The 16,534-nt window shown below is 63.2% G+C and carries 15 protein-coding genes; 9 read left to right on the top strand and 6 right to left on the bottom strand.

The window, feature by feature from the left end:
• Positions 1-16: 16 nt before the first annotated feature.
• Positions 17-955, top strand: a complete 939-nt coding sequence (locus FKL89_RS13850) for an LD-carboxypeptidase (protein WP_156863370.1) — start codon at positions 17-19, stop codon at positions 953-955.
• 12 nt (positions 956-967) lie between these two features.
• Here the strand turns inward: FKL89_RS13850 and FKL89_RS13845 are convergent, their stop codons facing one another.
• Both FKL89_RS13845 and FKL89_RS13840 read right to left on the bottom strand, forming a co-directional pair.
• A complete protein-coding gene (locus FKL89_RS13845; protein ID WP_156864706.1) occupies positions 968-1,537 on the bottom strand; it encodes a GNAT family N-acetyltransferase in 570 nt (189 codons plus the stop codon).
• Between the two features lie 30 nt (positions 1,538-1,567).
• On the bottom strand, positions 1,568-2,050 hold the full coding sequence (locus tag FKL89_RS13840) for a GNAT family N-acetyltransferase (protein WP_156863369.1): 483 nt from the start codon (positions 2,048-2,050) through the stop codon (positions 1,568-1,570).
• A gap of 244 nt (positions 2,051-2,294) precedes the next feature.
• Here FKL89_RS13840 and FKL89_RS13835 point away from each other — a divergent pair, with 244 nt between their 5' ends.
• The 3 genes from FKL89_RS13835 (at position 2,295) to FKL89_RS13825 (ending at position 3,897) form a co-directional block, all read left to right on the top strand.
• Positions 2,295-2,897 carry a ferritin-like domain-containing protein gene (locus FKL89_RS13835; protein WP_156863368.1) on the top strand — a complete coding sequence of 201 codons (603 nt, stop codon included), beginning with the start codon at positions 2,295-2,297 and terminating at the stop codon, positions 2,895-2,897.
• Positions 2,898-3,119: 222 nt separating this feature from the next.
• Positions 3,120-3,491 carry a c-type cytochrome gene (locus FKL89_RS13830; RefSeq protein ID WP_156863367.1) on the top strand — a complete coding sequence of 124 codons (372 nt, stop codon included), beginning with the start codon at positions 3,120-3,122 and terminating at the stop codon, positions 3,489-3,491.
• A 133-nt stretch (positions 3,492-3,624) separates the two neighbouring features.
• Entirely contained in the window at positions 3,625-3,897 is a 273-nt protein-coding gene (locus tag FKL89_RS13825; RefSeq protein ID WP_156863366.1) for a hypothetical protein, read from the top strand.
• An 87-nt stretch (positions 3,898-3,984) separates the two neighbouring features.
• Here the strand turns inward: FKL89_RS13825 and FKL89_RS13820 are convergent, their stop codons facing one another.
• The 3 genes from FKL89_RS13820 to FKL89_RS13810 form a co-directional block, all read right to left on the bottom strand.
• Positions 3,985-4,464, bottom strand: a complete 480-nt coding sequence (locus tag FKL89_RS13820) for a YbaK/EbsC family protein (protein ID WP_156863365.1) — start codon at positions 4,462-4,464, stop codon at positions 3,985-3,987.
• Between the two features lie 132 nt (positions 4,465-4,596).
• Complete coding sequence (locus FKL89_RS13815) at positions 4,597-6,225, bottom strand: DEAD/DEAH box helicase (RefSeq protein ID WP_170293821.1); 1,629 nt, start codon at positions 6,223-6,225, stop codon at positions 4,597-4,599.
• A 218-nt stretch (positions 6,226-6,443) separates the two neighbouring features.
• Positions 6,444-7,358 carry a LysR family transcriptional regulator gene (locus FKL89_RS13810; protein WP_156863364.1) on the bottom strand — a complete coding sequence of 305 codons (915 nt, stop codon included), beginning with the start codon at positions 7,356-7,358 and terminating at the stop codon, positions 6,444-6,446.
• A 158-nt stretch (positions 7,359-7,516) separates the two neighbouring features.
• Here FKL89_RS13810 and FKL89_RS13805 point away from each other — a divergent pair, with 158 nt between their 5' ends.
• The 4 genes from FKL89_RS13805 to FKL89_RS13790 all read left to right on the top strand — a co-directional run bounded on the left by FKL89_RS13805 (position 7,517) and on the right by FKL89_RS13790 (position 11,327).
• Positions 7,517-8,464, top strand: coding sequence for an NAD-dependent epimerase/dehydratase family protein (locus FKL89_RS13805; protein WP_162527520.1), 948 nt, complete (start codon positions 7,517-7,519; stop codon positions 8,462-8,464).
• Positions 8,465-8,646: 182 nt separating this feature from the next.
• Positions 8,647-9,066: a rubrerythrin family protein gene (locus FKL89_RS13800; protein ID WP_156863362.1), complete on the top strand. Its 420-nt coding sequence runs from the start codon at positions 8,647-8,649 to the stop codon at positions 9,064-9,066.
• A 298-nt stretch (positions 9,067-9,364) separates the two neighbouring features.
• Positions 9,365-10,717: a (Fe-S)-binding protein gene (locus FKL89_RS13795; protein WP_156863361.1), complete on the top strand. Its 1,353-nt coding sequence runs from the start codon at positions 9,365-9,367 to the stop codon at positions 10,715-10,717.
• 25 nt (positions 10,718-10,742) lie between these two features.
• Positions 10,743-11,327 (top strand): DUF3501 family protein, encoded by a 585-nt coding sequence (locus FKL89_RS13790; protein WP_156863360.1) that lies wholly within the window; start codon positions 10,743-10,745, stop codon positions 11,325-11,327.
• Between the two features lie 67 nt (positions 11,328-11,394).
• Here FKL89_RS13790 and FKL89_RS13785 read toward each other — a convergent pair whose 3' ends face one another.
• Positions 11,395-12,486, bottom strand: a complete 1,092-nt coding sequence (locus FKL89_RS13785; RefSeq protein WP_156863359.1) for a TonB family protein — start codon at positions 12,484-12,486, stop codon at positions 11,395-11,397.
• 616 nt (positions 12,487-13,102) lie between these two features.
• Between FKL89_RS13785 and FKL89_RS13780 the strand changes: the two genes are divergently transcribed.
• Positions 13,103-16,456: a carboxypeptidase-like regulatory domain-containing protein gene (locus tag FKL89_RS13780; RefSeq protein ID WP_156863358.1), complete on the top strand. Its 3,354-nt coding sequence runs from the start codon at positions 13,103-13,105 to the stop codon at positions 16,454-16,456.
• Positions 16,457-16,534 lie beyond the last annotated feature (78 nt).

Here is a 16,534-nt window from a genome sequence, read left to right as displayed (position 1 = left end):
CGACTAAGAGAATTCCTTGTCGATCTGCCCGTCACGCCCCGCCATTCCCTTTGCCTTCGCAACCATCGCGCTCTCCGGCAGCGTCGATGCAGAGCGCCTGCGCCGTGGCCGCGAGCGGCTCGCGCTGCTCGGCACCCACATTGACGATGAAATTGACGCCACCGCACAGTGGCGCTACTTCGCGGGCGACGATGGCCAACGGTTGACGTCGCTGCATCGGGCGCTGGCGAGCGAGGCCGACGTGGTGCTGTTTGCGCGTGGCGGCTATGGACTTTCGCGTCTGCTGGATCGCATCGACTGGAGCGACGTCGCTGCATCCCGAAAAGTGTTTTGCGGCTACAGCGACGTGACCGCCTTTTCTCTCGCCGCGCTGGCGCGTGCGAACTATGTCACCTTCGCCGGGCCGGTGACTGCCGGCGAGTTTGCGCAGACCGAGAACGACGACGCGAGGAACTTTGCCGAACGTCACTTCGTCGCGCTGCTGTCGTCGGATCGCTACGTCTACCCGACCGCAACCAGCGACGTCGATCACGGCAATGGCGCCGTGCGCGGCACGCTGTGGGGCACCAATCTGGCGATGATCACTCACCTGGTCGGCACGCCCTTCATGCCGCAGATCGACGACGGCATCCTGCTGCTGGAAGACATTGGCGAGGCGCCCTATCGCGTGGAACGGATGTTCTGGCAGCTCAAGCACGCCGGTATTCTCGACCGCCAGCGCGCGATCATCCTGGGCGCGTTTACCGACTGCGAACCGGCCGCCGGCATGCGCTATCCGTACAGTCTGGTCGAGGCGATCGAAACCCTGCGCGAAATCGCGCCGTGCCCGGTGCTGACTGGCTTCCCGTTTGGCCACATTCCGGCGAAAGTGACACTGCCGATGGGCGCACCGGCCGAGATCGCCATCAGCGGCACGCAGTACACCCTGTCGGTGCGTGACTACTTCAGTCGCTGAGATTTCTCGTGCTCAGGCGAGCGCGATCCGATACAGAAACCCGGCATGGTTGCCGAACGCCGCCGGCTTGGTGAACGCTTCCACGAACACGCCACCGTTGGCCAGGATCACGCGTTGCGACGGCAGATTGTCGGGGTCGGTGGTGATGTCGATATGCGGCAAACCGAGCTCGCGAATTTCCAGCAGCATCTGCGTTAGCGCCTGTGTTGCGTACCCGCGCTGGCGCTTCCACGGCACCACCGAGTAGCCGACGTGGCCCAGCACATGCCGCGGTAGCGCTGCGGTGCCGGGCTGCCAGCGCGCGCTGATACTGCCGCAGAACGGCGCTTCCGGATCATCGTCCCACATCCACCGGTTGAAGCCCGGAATGCGGTTGACCTGACTGCCGTCGGGCAGGGTCACCAGCGGGCCTTTCGCCTCGCGGTCTTCCATGCTGTCGATGAACCGTGTTGCATCGGCGTCGATGCGGGCAAGTATCTCCTGCGCCGCGACAGCGCCGCGCACGTTGTCGGGCGAATAGCCCTGACGCAGCGCAGCAACGTAGGCAGGCAGGTGGTCAAGTGTTGGCCGGACGATACGCATCGTCATTGCTGTCATCCCTTCATGTGCGGCTCACTTCGCCGCCAGCGCGGCCAGTGAATCACCGGTAGTGCGCACAATTCGCCAGTCGGGCAGTATCTTCGCGCCCATCGCCTCGTAGAAATCGATCGAAGGCTGGTTCCAGTCCAGCACGCTCCACTCGAAGCGCCCGCAATTGCGCTCCACCGCGATCTGCGCGAGTCGCACCAGCAATGCCTTGCCGTAACCTTTGCCGCGACATTCCGGCTTGACGAACAGGTCTTCAAGGTACAGCCCGCGACGCCCGAGGAAGGTGGAGAAATTGTGGAAGTACAGCGCAAAGCCCACGGCGCGGCCATCCTCCTTAGCCATGATGCACTCGATCACCGCGTTCGGCCCAAACAGTTCACGCTCGAAGTCAGCCGGCGTGCTGACCATCAGGTGTTCCAGCTTTTCGTAAACGGCAAGCTCGCGCACGAGCGCTTCGATATCGCGAACGTCATCGCGGGTGGCGGTGGTGATTGCAAATGTAGTCATACACAAAATGATAACGAAACAAGCCGTGCAAGTTGCCCCTGCGCGGCGGGGGAGATGTCGGCGCAGCCGACAGAGGGGTAGGTGGCGTCACGCAAGCACGGCGATAAGGCGACCAACCCCTCCGTCGCTCTGCGACACCTCCCCTGCGTTGCAGGGGAGGCTTGCATGCATAACAAAACCGGATGCCAACGGCATGCGTAAGGCACGGCGTCAACCAACTTTCCCCACGCACAAGGAGTGCAACATGAACACTATCGTCAATGGCGAGGCGTCGTCACGTGTTTCGTCACGCCGCCGCTTTCTGGCTACCACCGCAACGCTCTCCGCAAGCACCGTGGCGCTGCTTGCTGGCAACAGTGCGCTGGCGCAAGCCGGACAAGGCATGGCGGGCAATACCGCGGCCGACGTCGGCATCTTGAACGTCGCGCTCGGGTTGGAGCACGAAGCGATCAACGCCTACCAGCTCGGTGCCAGTAGTGGCTTGCTGCAGAAGCCGGTGCTCGACATTGCGGTGTCGTTCCAGTCGCACCACAAGGCGCATCGCGACGCGCTGATCGCCACCATCCAGAAGCTTGGCGGCAAGCCGGTCGAAGAAAAGAAGCTCGACGACTATGCGAAGGCACTGAACGCCGGTGCGCTCAAGAATCAGGCCGACGTGCTCGATCTCGCCGCTCGCCTGGAATTGGGCGCCACCAACGCCTACCTCGGCGTGATCCCGTCGTTCAAGGACACGGCGCTCGCCAAAGTCGCCGCCCGCCTCGCAGCCGACGAGACGATGCACTGGTCGATCCTCGCCAACGCGCTGGGCCGGCCGTTGCCCGCGATGGCGCTTTCGTTCGGCGCGTAACTCAGTAGCCTCAACTAGCACTTCCATTCGCGGTGACCCTTCGACTTCGCCCAGGACTAAAGGCTGCACTCACCACTCACCTCCGTTCGTGGTGAGCTTGTCGAACCATGAACGACACACCGCAGGGCAGTCGGAACGGATCAATTGCTCGACGCCTCTCCCCGCTGGACGACCGCTCTTCCCGGTCGTCCTTTTTTATTCTCGCCACAGAAAGTCAACGCCATGCCAACGAAGCTCTCGTTAATCCTCGTGTTGCCGTTCGCGGTGCTCAGCGCATCACTCAGCACCAGCGTGTCCGCAGATGCCGTGCGCGGCAAGACGCTCTACGAAAATCGCTGCATCGGCTGTCACAGTGTTGAAGAAAATCGCGTTGGCCCGAAACACCGCGGCGTCGTTGGCCGCAAGGCGGGCAGCGTGAAGGACTATGACTACTCGTCCGCCCTGAAGGCCAGCAAGATCGTGTGGGACGTCGCGCTACTGCAGCGTTGGCTCACCAACCCCGAAGCCCTGATTCCGGGCCAGCGCATGGGCTACTCGGTAGACGAAGCAAAAGATCGGCTTGATCTGGCGGAGTATTTGGCGACGTTGAAGTAGTACCAATCTTGTAGGCTGGGTCGCGACCCAGCGAATTGCTTGCCGAGGGGCGCGCTGGGTTTTCAACCCAGCCTACGTTTTGCGTAAGATGTCTTCTCGCTTATGCTGTAGCAACTGAGAAAAGGGAGGCGCTATGACAATGATTGTGATGTTTATCGGCGGGGCATTGCTGTTGCTTGTGTCGGCGATCCTGCGCTTCGAACCGAATGCAAAAGTGTTGACCCACTACGGGGACAATACTCCATCAAAGAAGAATCGTTGGGCGGCAGGTTACCTACTTGCTCTGGCTACCCTCAGTTTTCTGGGAGGCGCGATAACTTTGGCGAACCCAGGATTTGCTTCAGGTATTTTTGCTGCGTGGCTCGCAGCAGTTTTCGTGACCGGAATTTACGTTGCGAGCAAATAGCTAGTAGACCGGACAAACATAGCGTTATCCGGAGCTCCGTGGCACCGCTGCCTGGTGGATAGCGCTGCGCGCATCCACCCTACGGCTCTAAACACGAACCGCGCCCACCCGCGCCCCACTAAGCCGCCCCAACTCCTCGGTCGCAACCTCAAACATCGCATGCGGCGTGCCGCCTGCCGGGAACACCGTAGCGAAGCGGAACAGGTCTTCGTCCATGACAATGGTGCCGGGTCTGGCGTGGGCGATGGGTGGCACGCCGCCGATGGCGTAGCCGGTCTGTTCTCGCACGAAGTTGGCGTCGGCTTTGGCGAGCGTGATGCCGGTGAGTGCCGTGACTTTCTTCTCGTCGACGCGGTTGGCGCCGCTGGTGATCACCAGCACCGATGTGCCGTCCGCCGCGTTACGGAAGATGATGCTTTTGGCGATCTGCGCAACGTCGCACTTGAGCAGTGCCGCGGCTTCGGCGGCGGTGCGGCCGGGATGTTCGAGCTCGATGACTTGTGCGGCGCTGCCGTTGGCGGCGAGCCAGTCTTGCACTTTCTGCGCGGATGGGGAGAGGGAGGGCATTGATGAAACTCGGTTGGTTTCGATCAATGCTAACGCGGCAATGTACGCCGCTCGCCCAATGCATGAGCGGCTATGCCGCGACCTGCGTTTGCTGCCGGGAGTCGCGGCGGAGCCGCTCCCACAATTCGCTAATTAGCTGGCGACGGCTTCCGCCGCTTGCGGCGTTTCTGCGGCGGATTCCACCACCGGAGCAGCGGCCGCAGCCACGCTGGCGACGACCGGCGCATGCCGCACCGGTGCCTTGAGCAGCACGCAGATTTCGCGGGTCGCCTGGCGTCCGAGCGCGTTGTTGCGGCCACCACGTGCGCCGCGTGCATTGGACACGCTGACCGGCTGGTCAGGGTTCAGGTCGTAGTGCGACTTGTCGCGCGGACCGCGATCGCTGTTCGGGCGCGGCTCGGTCATTGAGCGGCGCACTTCGCCGCCGCCTTCACGTGGCTCGCGGCGCGGGCCGTAGCGATCGCCGTAGCGCGAGAGATCGGGCATCGGCTGCTCATCGAGCTTGCGCTTGATGAGCTTTTCGATTTCGGCGAGCAGCTTGCCGTCGTCGGGCGATACGAACGAGATCGCAGTGCCGCTGGCACCCGCGCGACCGGTGCGGCCGATGCGGTGCACGTAGTCTTCGGCCACGAACGGCAGCTCGTAGTTCACTACCGTCGGCAGTTGATCGATGTCGAGGCCGCGCGCGGCGACGTCGGTGGCGACCAGGATGCGCGTGGTGCCGTTCTTGAAGCCGTCGAGCGCCTTGATGCGCTCTTCCTGCGATTTGTCGCCGTGAATGGCATCGGTGGCAAAGCCGTCACGCGCCAGCTCGCGCGCGAGGCGGGCCGTCTGCAGCTTGGAGCGCGAGAAGACGAGCACCTGCGTGAGGTTCTGCGAGTTCACGAGATGGCCGAGCAGGCGGCGCTTGTCGTCGCCATGCACGCGGAACATCTGCTGCGCGACATTGGCGGCCGATTCATTGCGGCGCGCGACTTCGATCAGCGTCGGCGACTTCAGCATGCGATCAGCAAGCTTCTTGATTTCGTCGGAGAACGTCGCCGAGAACAGCAGGCTTTGCCGCTTCTCGGGCAGCATGCCGATGATGCGCACGATGTCAGGGATGAAGCCCATGTCGAGCATGCGGTCGGCTTCGTCGAGCACCAGCACTTCGACCTGATTGAGCGCGAGGTTCTTCTGCTCGATGTGGTCGAGCAGGCGGCCCGGCGTGGCGACGAGGATCTCGACGCCGGCGCGCACGGCGGCCTTCTGTTCCTTGATGTCGACGCCGCCGAACACCACCGTGGAGCGCAGGCCCGTGTGTTTGGCGTAGGTTTCGACCGATTCTTCGATCTGGATCGCCAGTTCGCGCGTGGGCGCCAGCATCAGCGCACGCACGGGATGGCGGGCGGGCGAGGGCGAGGTGTTCGCGTGCTTGAGCATACGGTTCAGGATCGGCAGTGTGAACGCGGCCGTCTTGCCGGTGCCAGTCTGGGCGCCGCCCATGACGTCCAGCCCGGCCAGCACGACCGGGATCGCCTGCGCCTGGATCGGCGTCGGCTTCACGTAGCCGGCGTCGGTCACTGCGCGGAGGATCGGCTCGGCAAGGTTCAGTTTGGCAAACGTGATGCCGTCGCTGGCGTCCGCTGCGGCGGGCGGCGTCACCGGTGCCTGCGGTTGCGCCGGCGCGGCTTGTGCATTGATGGCAGTATCAGTGTCGGCTGGTGCAGCCTCGGCGGTCGTGGAGTTTGGGACCGTTTGATCGATGAGTTCATTTGTCATTGCCCAAATTTTATGCGATTTCTGCGTCGCAGCAACGGCAATTCTGCTGCGCAAACCCGCATCAAATCGTTGTGATGGACAAAGCAGCTTTCATCCAAAATGCCCTTTTTATTTGGGCTTCAACCATAAAAGTCAATAAAGTCGACTTTTGCTTAAAACATGCTCATAGCCCTTATTGAATGGTGCTTTCATGAAAAAGATGTATCCGCCAGATTGCGTCACGATGTGATGCCCATCGCCGGCGGCAGCGTCCGGGCGAGAAAGTCGAACACCGTGCGGATTCGGGCGCTGCCGTGAATTTCGCGATGGGTTGTCAGCCAGACGGGTAGCGGCGGAATCGGCAGGTCCGGCAGCAAGCGCTGCACGCCGGGGTCACGTCCGGCGAGATACGTCGTGGTGAATGCGATGCCGTAGCCGGCGCGCATCGCCTCCCAGTGCATGACGTGATCGTCACTGCGCAATGCGAATGACTCGTGGGTGGCGTCTGCGCCGAGCATGCGGAAGCCGCGCAGCATGGTGTCGTCGGTGTCGAAGCCGATCAGACGGTGCTGCAGCAGCTCGTCGGGCGTGGCAGGGGCGCCGTAGCGTTTGATGTAGTGGCGATGGGCAAAGGCGCCGACGGCGACTTCGCCGAGCTTGCGCGCGACGAGGCTGCCCTGTGCCGGTTGCACCATGCGAATCGCAATGTCCGCCTCGCGACGCAGCAGGTTCTTCACCTCGTTGCTGGTGACCACTTCGATCTGGACTTCTGGCGCCTCCTGTGCCAGCTTTGTAAGGAGCGGTGGCAGCACGAATGCAGCGACGATCTGGCTTGCGGTGATGCGCACCGTGCCGCGCGCCGTCTGCCCGCTGCCGGAGACTGCGCGTGTCAGCGCATCGGCGCTGGCCTGCATGCCGCGCGCGTGCTCGGCGATTACGCGCGCCTCAGCCGTTGGCAGCAGTCCGCGCCCGGTGCGTTCGAACAGGCTTACACCTAGCTGCGTTTCCAGGGCTTCAATATGGCGGCCGAGGGTTGGCTGCGACTGCTTCAGCGCCCGAGACGCGCGCAGCAGGCTGCCGTGCTCAATTACGGCAAGAAAACTGGGCAGCAGCGCCCAGTCAAACGGCGGCGAGGCAGGTTGGATCGGTGGCATGGTCGGGATCGCAGCTTTTGATGCACGTTATACGATAGTGAATAGCTGGATTGCAATGATATGTAATTGTTTTATTGTCTCAGCCTCTCAATAATCTCCCGTCATCATCGCAACAAACGCCAGTCGCCTGCGGCGGCCGGCGACCACGGGTGAACGAAGTGAGCAACACCGCCGTCATTTTGGGCAGCAATGGACGCCTCGGTCGCGAGCTGGTGAAAGCCTTCGCCGCTGCCGGCTGGACCACGTACGCAGTCGCCCGCAAGCCACGGTCCGGCGGTGAGCCTGTCAGTCCGCTGGTGCGGCAGATCGAGGCCGCGGTGGATGACACCGAGGTCATTCGCCGAGCGGTAGGGACAACGGATGTCGTGGTGTTTGCGGCCAACCCGCCGTACACGCGCTGGCCGCAACAGGCACTGCCCATGCTGCAGGCAGCAATCACGCTCGCTGCCACGCTGCATGCGCGCCTGATGTTCCCCGGCAACGTCTATAACTTCGGCGCCAACATGCCCGCGCGGTTGCTGCCAGACACGCCGCAGCGCGCGACCACGCGCAAGGGCCAGGTGCGGATTGCCATGGAGCAGGCGCTCGCGGACGCGGCGGCCCATCGTGGTGTGCAATCGGTCGTCATCCGTGCTGGCGAATTCATCGGTGGGGGCGTCGGCAACTGGTTCGATAACACCATCACCAAGTCAATCGGCAAGGGGCGCCTGACTTACCCCGGACGCGGCGACGTTACGCATGCGTGGGCATACCTGCCTGACCTCGCACGCGCATTCGTCGCCGTTGCCGCCGTGCGCGCGAACCTGCCGGCACACCTGCGATTGCACTTCCCGGGCTACACGCTGACCGGCGACGAACTGTGCGCGGCCCTCGGACGGGTGGCGGGTCGCCCGCTGCGGGTGGGCGGGATGCCTTGGCCATTGCTGCGCGCCATCTCGCCACTGGTGCCGATCCTGCGCGAAATTACCGAAATGCGCTATTTGTGGGAGGTACCGCATGCGCTCGATGGCGGTGCCTTGCAGGCGATGATTGGCGAAACGCCAGTCACCCCGCTGGAGGACGCGTTGCGGGCAGCGTTGCACGAGCTGGGCTTCCTGCACGGGTAACCCGGCGCTGCCGTCAGGCGGGCCTGCACGGACGCAACCATGCGTGGCGCCAAGACGTGTGTGATCGGCTGTGACGATCAGAATGATGCAAAAAAATCGTCACAGGCGATTACTGAACGGGTGATACTTCGATCTGAGCCTGACGACGGTCGGGCCAAATCTGGATCAACAGGAGTGCACCTATGAACCTCAAAGGTACGAAGACCCATCAGAACCTGAAAGACGCGTTCGCCGGCGAAAGCCAGGCCAATCGCCGTTACCTCTACTTCGCAAACAAGGCGGACGTTGAAGGCCAGAACGACGTGGCAGCGCTGTTCCGCTCCACTGCCGAAGGCGAAACCGGTCATGCCCACGGTCACCTCGACTACCTCGCAATGGTGGGTGATCCGGCGACCGATATGCCGATCGGCGCCACGCGCGACAACCTGAAGTCCGCGGTCGCTGGCGAAACGCACGAGTACACCGACATGTACCCCGGCATGGCCAAATCGGCACGCGAAGAAGGCTTCGACGAAATCGCCGACTGGTTTGAGACGCTGGCCAAGGCCGAACGCTCGCACGCCAATCGCTATCAAAAGGCGCTGGAAGCGCTGCAAGACTAAGCGCTGCTGCGCAGCGCAGGACGACGCACGCTGCGCGTGCCAGGACGACGGCCTGGGCCATGCGGCCCGGCCTAGGACGGCGGCGGCGCCTGCGGCTGGCCTAGGACGCGAGCAGATGGCCGATGGCTGTCTCCCGTCGACGTGTAGCGTAATGCGACTCGTTGATTGGGGCGTGGCGTATCGCAACCTTGCGTCCTAGCGAGCAAATGCGAGCGTCGTCCTAGGCGGCGCGCAGCGCACGCCGTCGTCTTAGCGCGCAAAGCGCGCGACGTCCTTCTCACCACGGAGAACCAAGCTAATGTCACGCGAAGGCAATCTTGAGGCGCCGACACGCCACCCGATCGACTGGAAGAACCCGGACTTCTGGAACGAAGACAAGCTCAACCACGAGCTTGAGCGCGTCTATGACATCTGCCACGGCTGCCGCCGCTGCGTGAGCCTGTGCAATGCGTTCCCGACGCTGTTCGACCTGATTGACGAATCGTCGACGATGGAAGTCGACGGCGTCGCCAAGGCCGACTACATGAAGGTGGTGGACCAGTGCTATCTGTGTGACGTCTGCTACATGACGAAGTGCCCGTACACGCCGCCGCATGAGTGGAACGTGGACTTCCCGCACCTGATGCTGCGTGCCAAGGCCGTCAAGTACAAAAAGGGCGAAGTGCGCGCCGCCGAGAAGTTCCTGGCATCGACTGACACGCAGGGCAAATTCGCTGGCATCCCGATTGTGGTGCAGGTGGCCAATGCGGTGAACCATTCGTCGTTTGGTCGCGGTGTGATGGAGAGCCAGCTCGGCGTCGACAAGGACGCCTGGATCCCGTCGCTCGCCACCAAAAAATTCCGTTCGCAGGCCAAAGCCGCGCCGAAGACTGCTGCTCCGGCAAAGAACGGCGAACGCACCCCCGGCAAGGTCGCAATCTTTTCGACCTGCTATGTAAATTACAACGAGCCCGGCATCGGCATGGACCTGCTGGCCGTGCTCGCGCACAACGACATTCCGTACGAAATCGTCAACAAGGAAAAGTGCTGCGGCATGCCAAAGCTGGAGCTGGGCGACTTGGATGGCGTCGCGGAACTCGCGTCGTTCAATCTGCCGGTGCTCGCGAAATACGCACGTGAGGGCTACGCGATTCTCACGGCGATTCCATCGTGCACGCTGATGTTCAAGCAGGAGATTCCGCTCTTGATGCCCGACAACGCGGATGCGAAAGCGGTGCAGGACGCGATGTGGGATCCGTTTGAGTACCTGATCGCGCGACAGAAGGACGGCTTGCTGAAGACCGATTTCAAAGCCGAACTGGGTGCGGTGAGCTATCACATTCCCTGTCACAGCCGCGTGCAGAACGTCGGCAAGAAGACCGAGGAGATGTTGAAGCTGGTGCCCGGCACCACGGTCAACACGGTGGAGCGCTGTTCGGGCCACGCCGGCACCTACGGCGTGAAGAAAGAGCATCACAAGACCGCGATGAAGATCGGCAAGCCGGTGTTCCGCGCGATGATGAGCAACGCGCCCAAATACATCTCGTCGGATTGCCAGTTGTCAGGACATCACATCGAGCAGGGCATTCGCGAAGGGCAGTTTGGTGACGTCAAGCCCGAGCTGGCACATCCGATCAGCCTGATCGCGAAGGCTTACGGTCTTTCGAAGTAACCAACTTAGCAAGCAAATTGTGGATATGGCAGCACTGACCCACTCCGACCTCATGACCCTCGAGGCCTACAGCAAGTACCTCAAGGAAAACAAACCGAAACTGATCGCACACCGCCGCGCGCGCACTGTGCATCTGGGTGAACACATCACCTTGCAGTTTGAAGATCGCGAGACGATCCAGTATCAGATTCAGGAGATGCTGCGCGTCGAGAAGATCTTCGAGGAAGAAGGCATCCAGAGCGAGCTTGATGCCTACAACCCGTTGATCCCGGATGGCAGCAACTGGAAGGCGACGATGCTGATCGAGTACGCTGACATCAACGAGCGCCGGCGTGAGCTGGCACGCCTGATTGATGTCGAGGATCGCATGTTTGTTGAGGTGGAAGGTCAGCCGCGTGTGTACGCGATCGCCGACGAAGACCTCGATCGCGAGACCGACGAGAAGACCTCAGCGGTGCACTTCCTGCGCTTTGAATTCACTGCACCGATGCGTGCCGCGCTGCTGGCGGGTGCGGGCGTCAAACTCGGCTGCGATCACACCAACTATCCGCAACACATCGAGATCGCGCCGGAGCAACTGGCCTCCCTGGTGAAGGACATCCGCGCGTAGCTCGCCGGCAGTGCCGGTAGCCGGCAGGTTGTGCTGCGGCGCGCGCGGCGCCGCAGTCAGTCACCCATCAGCGGCTGAAGCTGATTTCCGCCATGGTTGAGAACGCTTCGCCGGTGGGCTCATAACGCCACTGCTGCAACGCAGCGGATACGGCACGATCGAACACCCGTCGCGGGTTCGCTTCAACGATTTCGACACCGGTGACGGCGCCGCTGGCATTCACTTGCAGGCGCGCACGAACGGTGCCGCGATCGGCATCCACACCACGCGGGAAGATCGGCTCGACCCGATTGACCAGTTTGATTTCACGTGCTGCCGGCGCTGGCGCCGGACGTGCGGCAGCGGGCGCAGCCGCCGGCGTCGTGGCGACCGGTGCTGCGGCGACTGGCGCCGGGGCCGGAGCCGGTGTCTGGGCAGCTGCGGGCGGGGTTTGCGCCGGGGCGGCCGCAGTGGTGGTGGCAGCCGGTGCACTGGTTGCTGCTGCTGCTTGCGTCGCTGGCGCTGCCTTGGCCTGCTGGGCCGCTGCGGCCTTGGCGGTAGCAGCCGCCTCTTTGGCGGCCTCGCGTGCCGCTTCCTTTGCAGCCTCTTTGGCGGCTTCCTTTTCCCTGGCGGCGATTTCGCGCGCATTTGGCGTCGTCGTCGGCGCCGCCGCAGCGACGGCAGCGGCACCGCTTCGTGGCAGCGCGATGTCAGCCGAGTCGAGTGAGCCGGTCGCCGCAGGCGCACGCGGTGCCGCCGCCTGCGGAGCAGCGCCCGGTTGCGTGGCCGGCGTTGGCGCGGACGACTTGGGCGCCGAGGAGCCGCTCATCAGCCACCACACAACGGCGACTGCGGCAAGCGCGGCAGCGCCGATGCCGACGAACAGCGGTGTTTTGGATGAGCCGGTGCCGGACGATGCGCGCTGCATTCGCAACTGCATCGGGTCACCGCTGCTGGCGTCGGTCGTGGCAAGCCCAAGTTTGGCAAAGCGTTCCAGCGCGTGATGAATCTCCTCTACCGGCAGCGCGATGTTCTGCGCGAGCTGGTCGGCAGTGACGGGCTGGGTGAGGAGGGAGAGCAGCTTGCGCTGGCGCACCGAAAGACCGGTGGAGGCGAGCTTTTTTTCGTCAGAGGCGAGCGGCGTCGCACTCCACAATGCGGCCGATTCGTAGGTAGACATGGTGATGGTGACCTGCAGCGTAAAAGTTGTTTTTGGAACTAACGGTCACGACTGCACTGCCAACCGGCACATCACTTTTCTGTGCCCCTGTGTTGCGCGGTTTGCAACGAGTCGGTTCGCTGTTCAACGGGCTTTTGGCCGGTTGTTGCGCGAACATCGGGTGTTCTATCAGATGTTTTTACGGTTGCGCGCGATTTTTTCGCTAACCGGGCACAGAACACCTGCCTGCAATGCGTGGACAGCTTTTTGCGTGAAAGCGCGTCGGATATGGGCTTGGAGCATATTTTCAGCGAAAGTCGACCTGTTGCATTCGTGCGACTCGACGGGCGGCCCGCGTACATGCGCCTCACCGCCCGCTGTCATCTGCTGCGGGCCGTGAGGCGTGCGCACCGCACTCCGCCGACGCAAGAAAACCTTACTCCCATCAGTGGATGTCTGCAAGAATCAGAGCGACACAAAGAAGCAAAGACACGGCGCGAATGTCGCGAACGGCAGCAGCAATGACCTGCCGCGATGCCACTCCAACATTCGCGATCAGTATCGGGGTTCAATTTTTTGCCGAGTTCAATTGCCATGGGGTAAGAACCAGCCTCGCGGCAACGCATGGGCACACACAATGACAAAAGCAATCCTTGTCCACCGGGGTCTACGGCGCGTTGCAGCCGCCGCGCTTGCCGTGGTGACGCTGGCCGGTACACAGGCGCAGACCAACGCACCGTTCATCAATCCGACCAAGCCCACCGCCGAGCAGATGGCGCTGGCGGCCTCGCGGGGGCTCTACACCGGACAGGTGCTCCACTTTGGCGAGTCAGTGCCGGTTGCGGAAATGACCGACGTGCCGACCGGCGTGTTGCGCAAGCGCCTGGCGTCGGACCCTTTTTACGAAACGATCAACTCGAGCAACCGTCGTCCGATGCGGGTGGCCGACAAGTCGATGGCCGGCAAGCCAGACGGCGCGCTGTGGTCGGAGCAGACCCGGGCGCCGATCCGCAACCTGCCCAATCCGGCCACTGTGCAGTTCGACGGCATCGTGTTCACTGACACCACGGCCATCGGCCAGGGCTTCCTGCCGCCGGACACCACGGGTGCAGTCGGCCCCAACCATTACGTGCAGGCGGTCAACTCGGCGTTTCGCGTCTGGGACCGCGCAGGTGCAGCCTTGACGGCGACCATTCCGTTTTCAACACTGTTCGGCACGCTGTCAGGCGCCTGCCGTACGGCGAACGACGGCGATCCGGTCGTGCTGTACGACCAGCTCGCCGATCGCTGGCTGATCAGCCAGTTCTGCACGCTGGCGGACCCCAACAATCACCAGCTCATTGCCATCTCGAAGACGCCCGACCCGACTGGCGCGTACTACCTGTACGACTTCCAGATGCCGAACAACAAGTTCAACGACTATCCGAAGTTCGGCCTGTGGCCCGATGGCTACTACATGACCGACAACCAGTTCAACCAGGCCGGTACGGCGTTTCAGCAGTCTGGCGTGTTTGCGTTTGACCGTGCCAAGATGCTGGCCGGCGATCCGACGGCAAGTTTTGTCTACTTTGACACGGCAGTGCTGTTCCCGCCGGGTGGTGTCAACGGCACCTACGGCATTGGCGGTATCTTGCCGGGCAGTCTTGATGGATTGGCGCTGCCGCCAGCCGGGGCGCCAGCGCCGTTCGCCTACTTCCAGGCGGTCGAGTTTGGCGACCCTGCCGATCAACTGCGCATTTTTGATTTCAAGGTTGACTTCGCGACGCCCGCCAACTCCACGTTCACCGAACGGACTGGCAGCCCGCTGACGGTGCCGGCGTTTGACCCGCGGCCAGGCTCCGCCACCACCCGGAGCGTGGTGCCGCAGCCGTCCACTACAGTGGGCCTTGACGCTCTCGAAGATCGCCTGATGTTCCGTCTGGGCTATCGCAATCTCGGCACCAGCGAGTCGCTGGTGATGACCCACACGGTCAATGCTGCAACCTACCCGGCGTATCGCGCGGCGGTTCGCTTCTACGATTTGCGCCGCAGCACGCCGACTGGTGCCTTCAGCGTCCGCGAGGCGCAGACATTCGATGGCGGCGCTGCCGACACTGCCCACCGCTGGATGGGTAGTGTTGCCATGAACCATCAGGGCGACATCGCGCTGGGCTACAGCGTATCCAGCAGTTCGGTTTCGCCGTCGATCCGCTATGCCGCGCGGCTTGGCACCGACGCCGCCGGTACCGGCCTGGTCAGCGGCGAGCAGAGCATCATTGCTGGCTCGGGGGCGCAGACTTCCGCTTCATCGCGCTGGGGCGACTACAGCCAGATGTCGCTCGACCCGGTGGACGACTGCACCTTCTGGTTCACGCAGGAGTACCAGGCGAGTGCGGCGTCGGCCGCATGGCGAACCCGCATTGCCAAGTTCGCGCCGGGGACCTGTACGCCGTCGCCGCGCGGCACCATTTCCGGTACCCTCACCAATTGCTCTACCTCGGCACCTGTGAGCGGCGTCACCGTCTCCATCACCGGCGGTTTTTTGCGCGTCACCGGGGCTGCGGGAACCTACAGCGCCGCAGTGTCGCCGGGAACGTACACCGCGACGGCACGCCTCGCCGGCTACAACAGTCTGACGTCGGGCAGCCTGGTGGTGACCAACGGTGGCGTCGCAACCTTCTCTGGCTGCCTCACTCCGGTGCCGATCGTGAACTCCGCGCTGCCGGTAGTGATCACTGCGGAAGACGCCGTGCTATTGAACAGCGCGGCAGACCCCGGCGAGCGCCTGACAGTCAGCTTGCCCCTGGTCAACGTCGGCACCGCCAACACAACCAATCTGGTGGCCACGTTGCAGGCCAACGCCGGGGTTACCAATCCGAGCGCGGCCGCCACCTACGGCAGCGTCATCGCCGGCGGTGCGGCGGTATCGCGGCCGTTCACCTTCAAGGCTGCTGGCACCTGTGGCGACAACATCACGCTCAACCTGAGCTTGCAGGACGGCGCGACCAATCTCGGCACGGCGAGCTACACGATGCGCCTTGGCAGCACCCCGGCGCCGTATTTCATCGAAGCCTACGACGGCGTGACCGCACCCGCGCTGCCGGGTGGCTGGACAACCGCCATCAGTGGCGGGCTGACCGCGTGGACGACAGTGGCGACCGGACCGGTCAACAGCACCCCGAACGTCGCCGTCGCACCGAGTGCTGCGGCCGTGGGCAACACTGAGCTCATCTCGCCCGCTATCGCGGTGCCGGCGGGTGGCGCGCAGCTGGCGTTCCGCAACCTCTACAACCTGGAAAGCGGCGTCAGCAACTACTTCGATGGCATGGTGCTCGAATACAGCGTCAATGGCGGTGCGTTCACTGACATCACCAGTGGCGGCAACGCGTTTCTGACCGGGGGCTATACGGGCACGATTTCGGCCAGCTTCGGCAGCGCGATCGCCAGCCGCTCGGCGTGGAGCGGTTTGTCGGGTGGCACCACGGCGGCGCCGACGTATATCAACTCGGTGATCAATCTGCCGGCTGCGGCGGCGGGCCAGATGGTACGGCTGAAGTGGCGTGTCGCCACCGACAGTTCGGTTTCCGCCACGGGTCTCGCGGGCGCGCGTATCGACAACATCACTTTGACCGCGTTGTCGGCGTACTGCGGCATTCCGCGTGCGCTCGACGTCGATCTCAACGGCGGCTATGCTGGCGCAACCGACGCCGTGATCATGCTGCGCTACCTGCTTGGTTACCGCGGCAATGCCATGATCGCCAATGCGCTCGGGGGCGGCGCCACACGCACCACGGCCGCCGCCATGTTGACCCATCTCGACAGCATCCGTCCGCTGCTCGACATCGACAACAACGGCAGCGTCGACGCACTGACCGATGGCCTGATGATCCTTCGCTTCATGCTCGGCCTGCCGCAGGCGGCCGTGGTTGCCGGCGCCGTCGGCCCGGCCGCCACGCGTGACGCCGCGGCGATCATGAACTATCTGGTGACGATCACACCGACGGTGCCCTGACCGTTGACGGCAAGCTGCTGATACACGGGCGCGCATATCGCCGTTGACTCAGCAGCTTTTCTGTCAAAGTACCGTTGT

This window comes from Casimicrobium huifangae (assembly GCF_009746125.1).
In the GTDB taxonomy this organism is placed as follows: Bacteria; Pseudomonadota; Gammaproteobacteria; order Burkholderiales; family Casimicrobiaceae; genus Casimicrobium; species Casimicrobium huifangae.
The sequence above is the reverse complement of the archived record's forward strand: the minus strand, read 5'-3'. Positions and strand labels throughout refer to the sequence as shown.

Coding starts and splice junctions, on each gene's coding strand:
- FKL89_RS13800 (WP_156863362.1), top strand. CDS start 8,647: ATGAACCTCAAAGGTACGAAGACCCATCAGAACCTGAAAGACGCGTTC.
- FKL89_RS13780 (WP_156863358.1), top strand. CDS start 13,103: ATGACAAAAGCAATCCTTGTCCACCGGGGTCTACGGCGCGTTGCAGCC.
- FKL89_RS13795 (WP_156863361.1), top strand. CDS start 9,365: ATGTCACGCGAAGGCAATCTTGAGGCGCCGACACGCCACCCGATCGAC.
- FKL89_RS13820 (WP_156863365.1), bottom strand. CDS start 4,464: ATGCCCTCCCTCTCCCCATCCGCGCAGAAAGTGCAAGACTGGCTCGCC.
- FKL89_RS13840 (WP_156863369.1), bottom strand. CDS start 2,050: ATGACTACATTTGCAATCACCACCGCCACCCGCGATGACGTTCGCGAT.
- FKL89_RS13790 (WP_156863360.1), top strand. CDS start 10,743: ATGGCAGCACTGACCCACTCCGACCTCATGACCCTCGAGGCCTACAGC.
- FKL89_RS13815 (WP_170293821.1), bottom strand. CDS start 6,225: ATGACAAATGAACTCATCGATCAAACGGTCCCAAACTCCACGACCGCC.
- FKL89_RS13785 (WP_156863359.1), bottom strand. CDS start 12,486: ATGTCTACCTACGAATCGGCCGCATTGTGGAGTGCGACGCCGCTCGCC.
- FKL89_RS13810 (WP_156863364.1), bottom strand. CDS start 7,358: ATGCCACCGATCCAACCTGCCTCGCCGCCGTTTGACTGGGCGCTGCTG.
- FKL89_RS13830 (WP_156863367.1), top strand. CDS start 3,120: ATGCCAACGAAGCTCTCGTTAATCCTCGTGTTGCCGTTCGCGGTGCTC.
- FKL89_RS13845 (WP_156864706.1), bottom strand. CDS start 1,537: ATGCGTATCGTCCGGCCAACACTTGACCACCTGCCTGCCTACGTTGCT.
- FKL89_RS13835 (WP_156863368.1), top strand. CDS start 2,295: ATGAACACTATCGTCAATGGCGAGGCGTCGTCACGTGTTTCGTCACGC.
- FKL89_RS13825 (WP_156863366.1), top strand. CDS start 3,625: ATGACAATGATTGTGATGTTTATCGGCGGGGCATTGCTGTTGCTTGTG.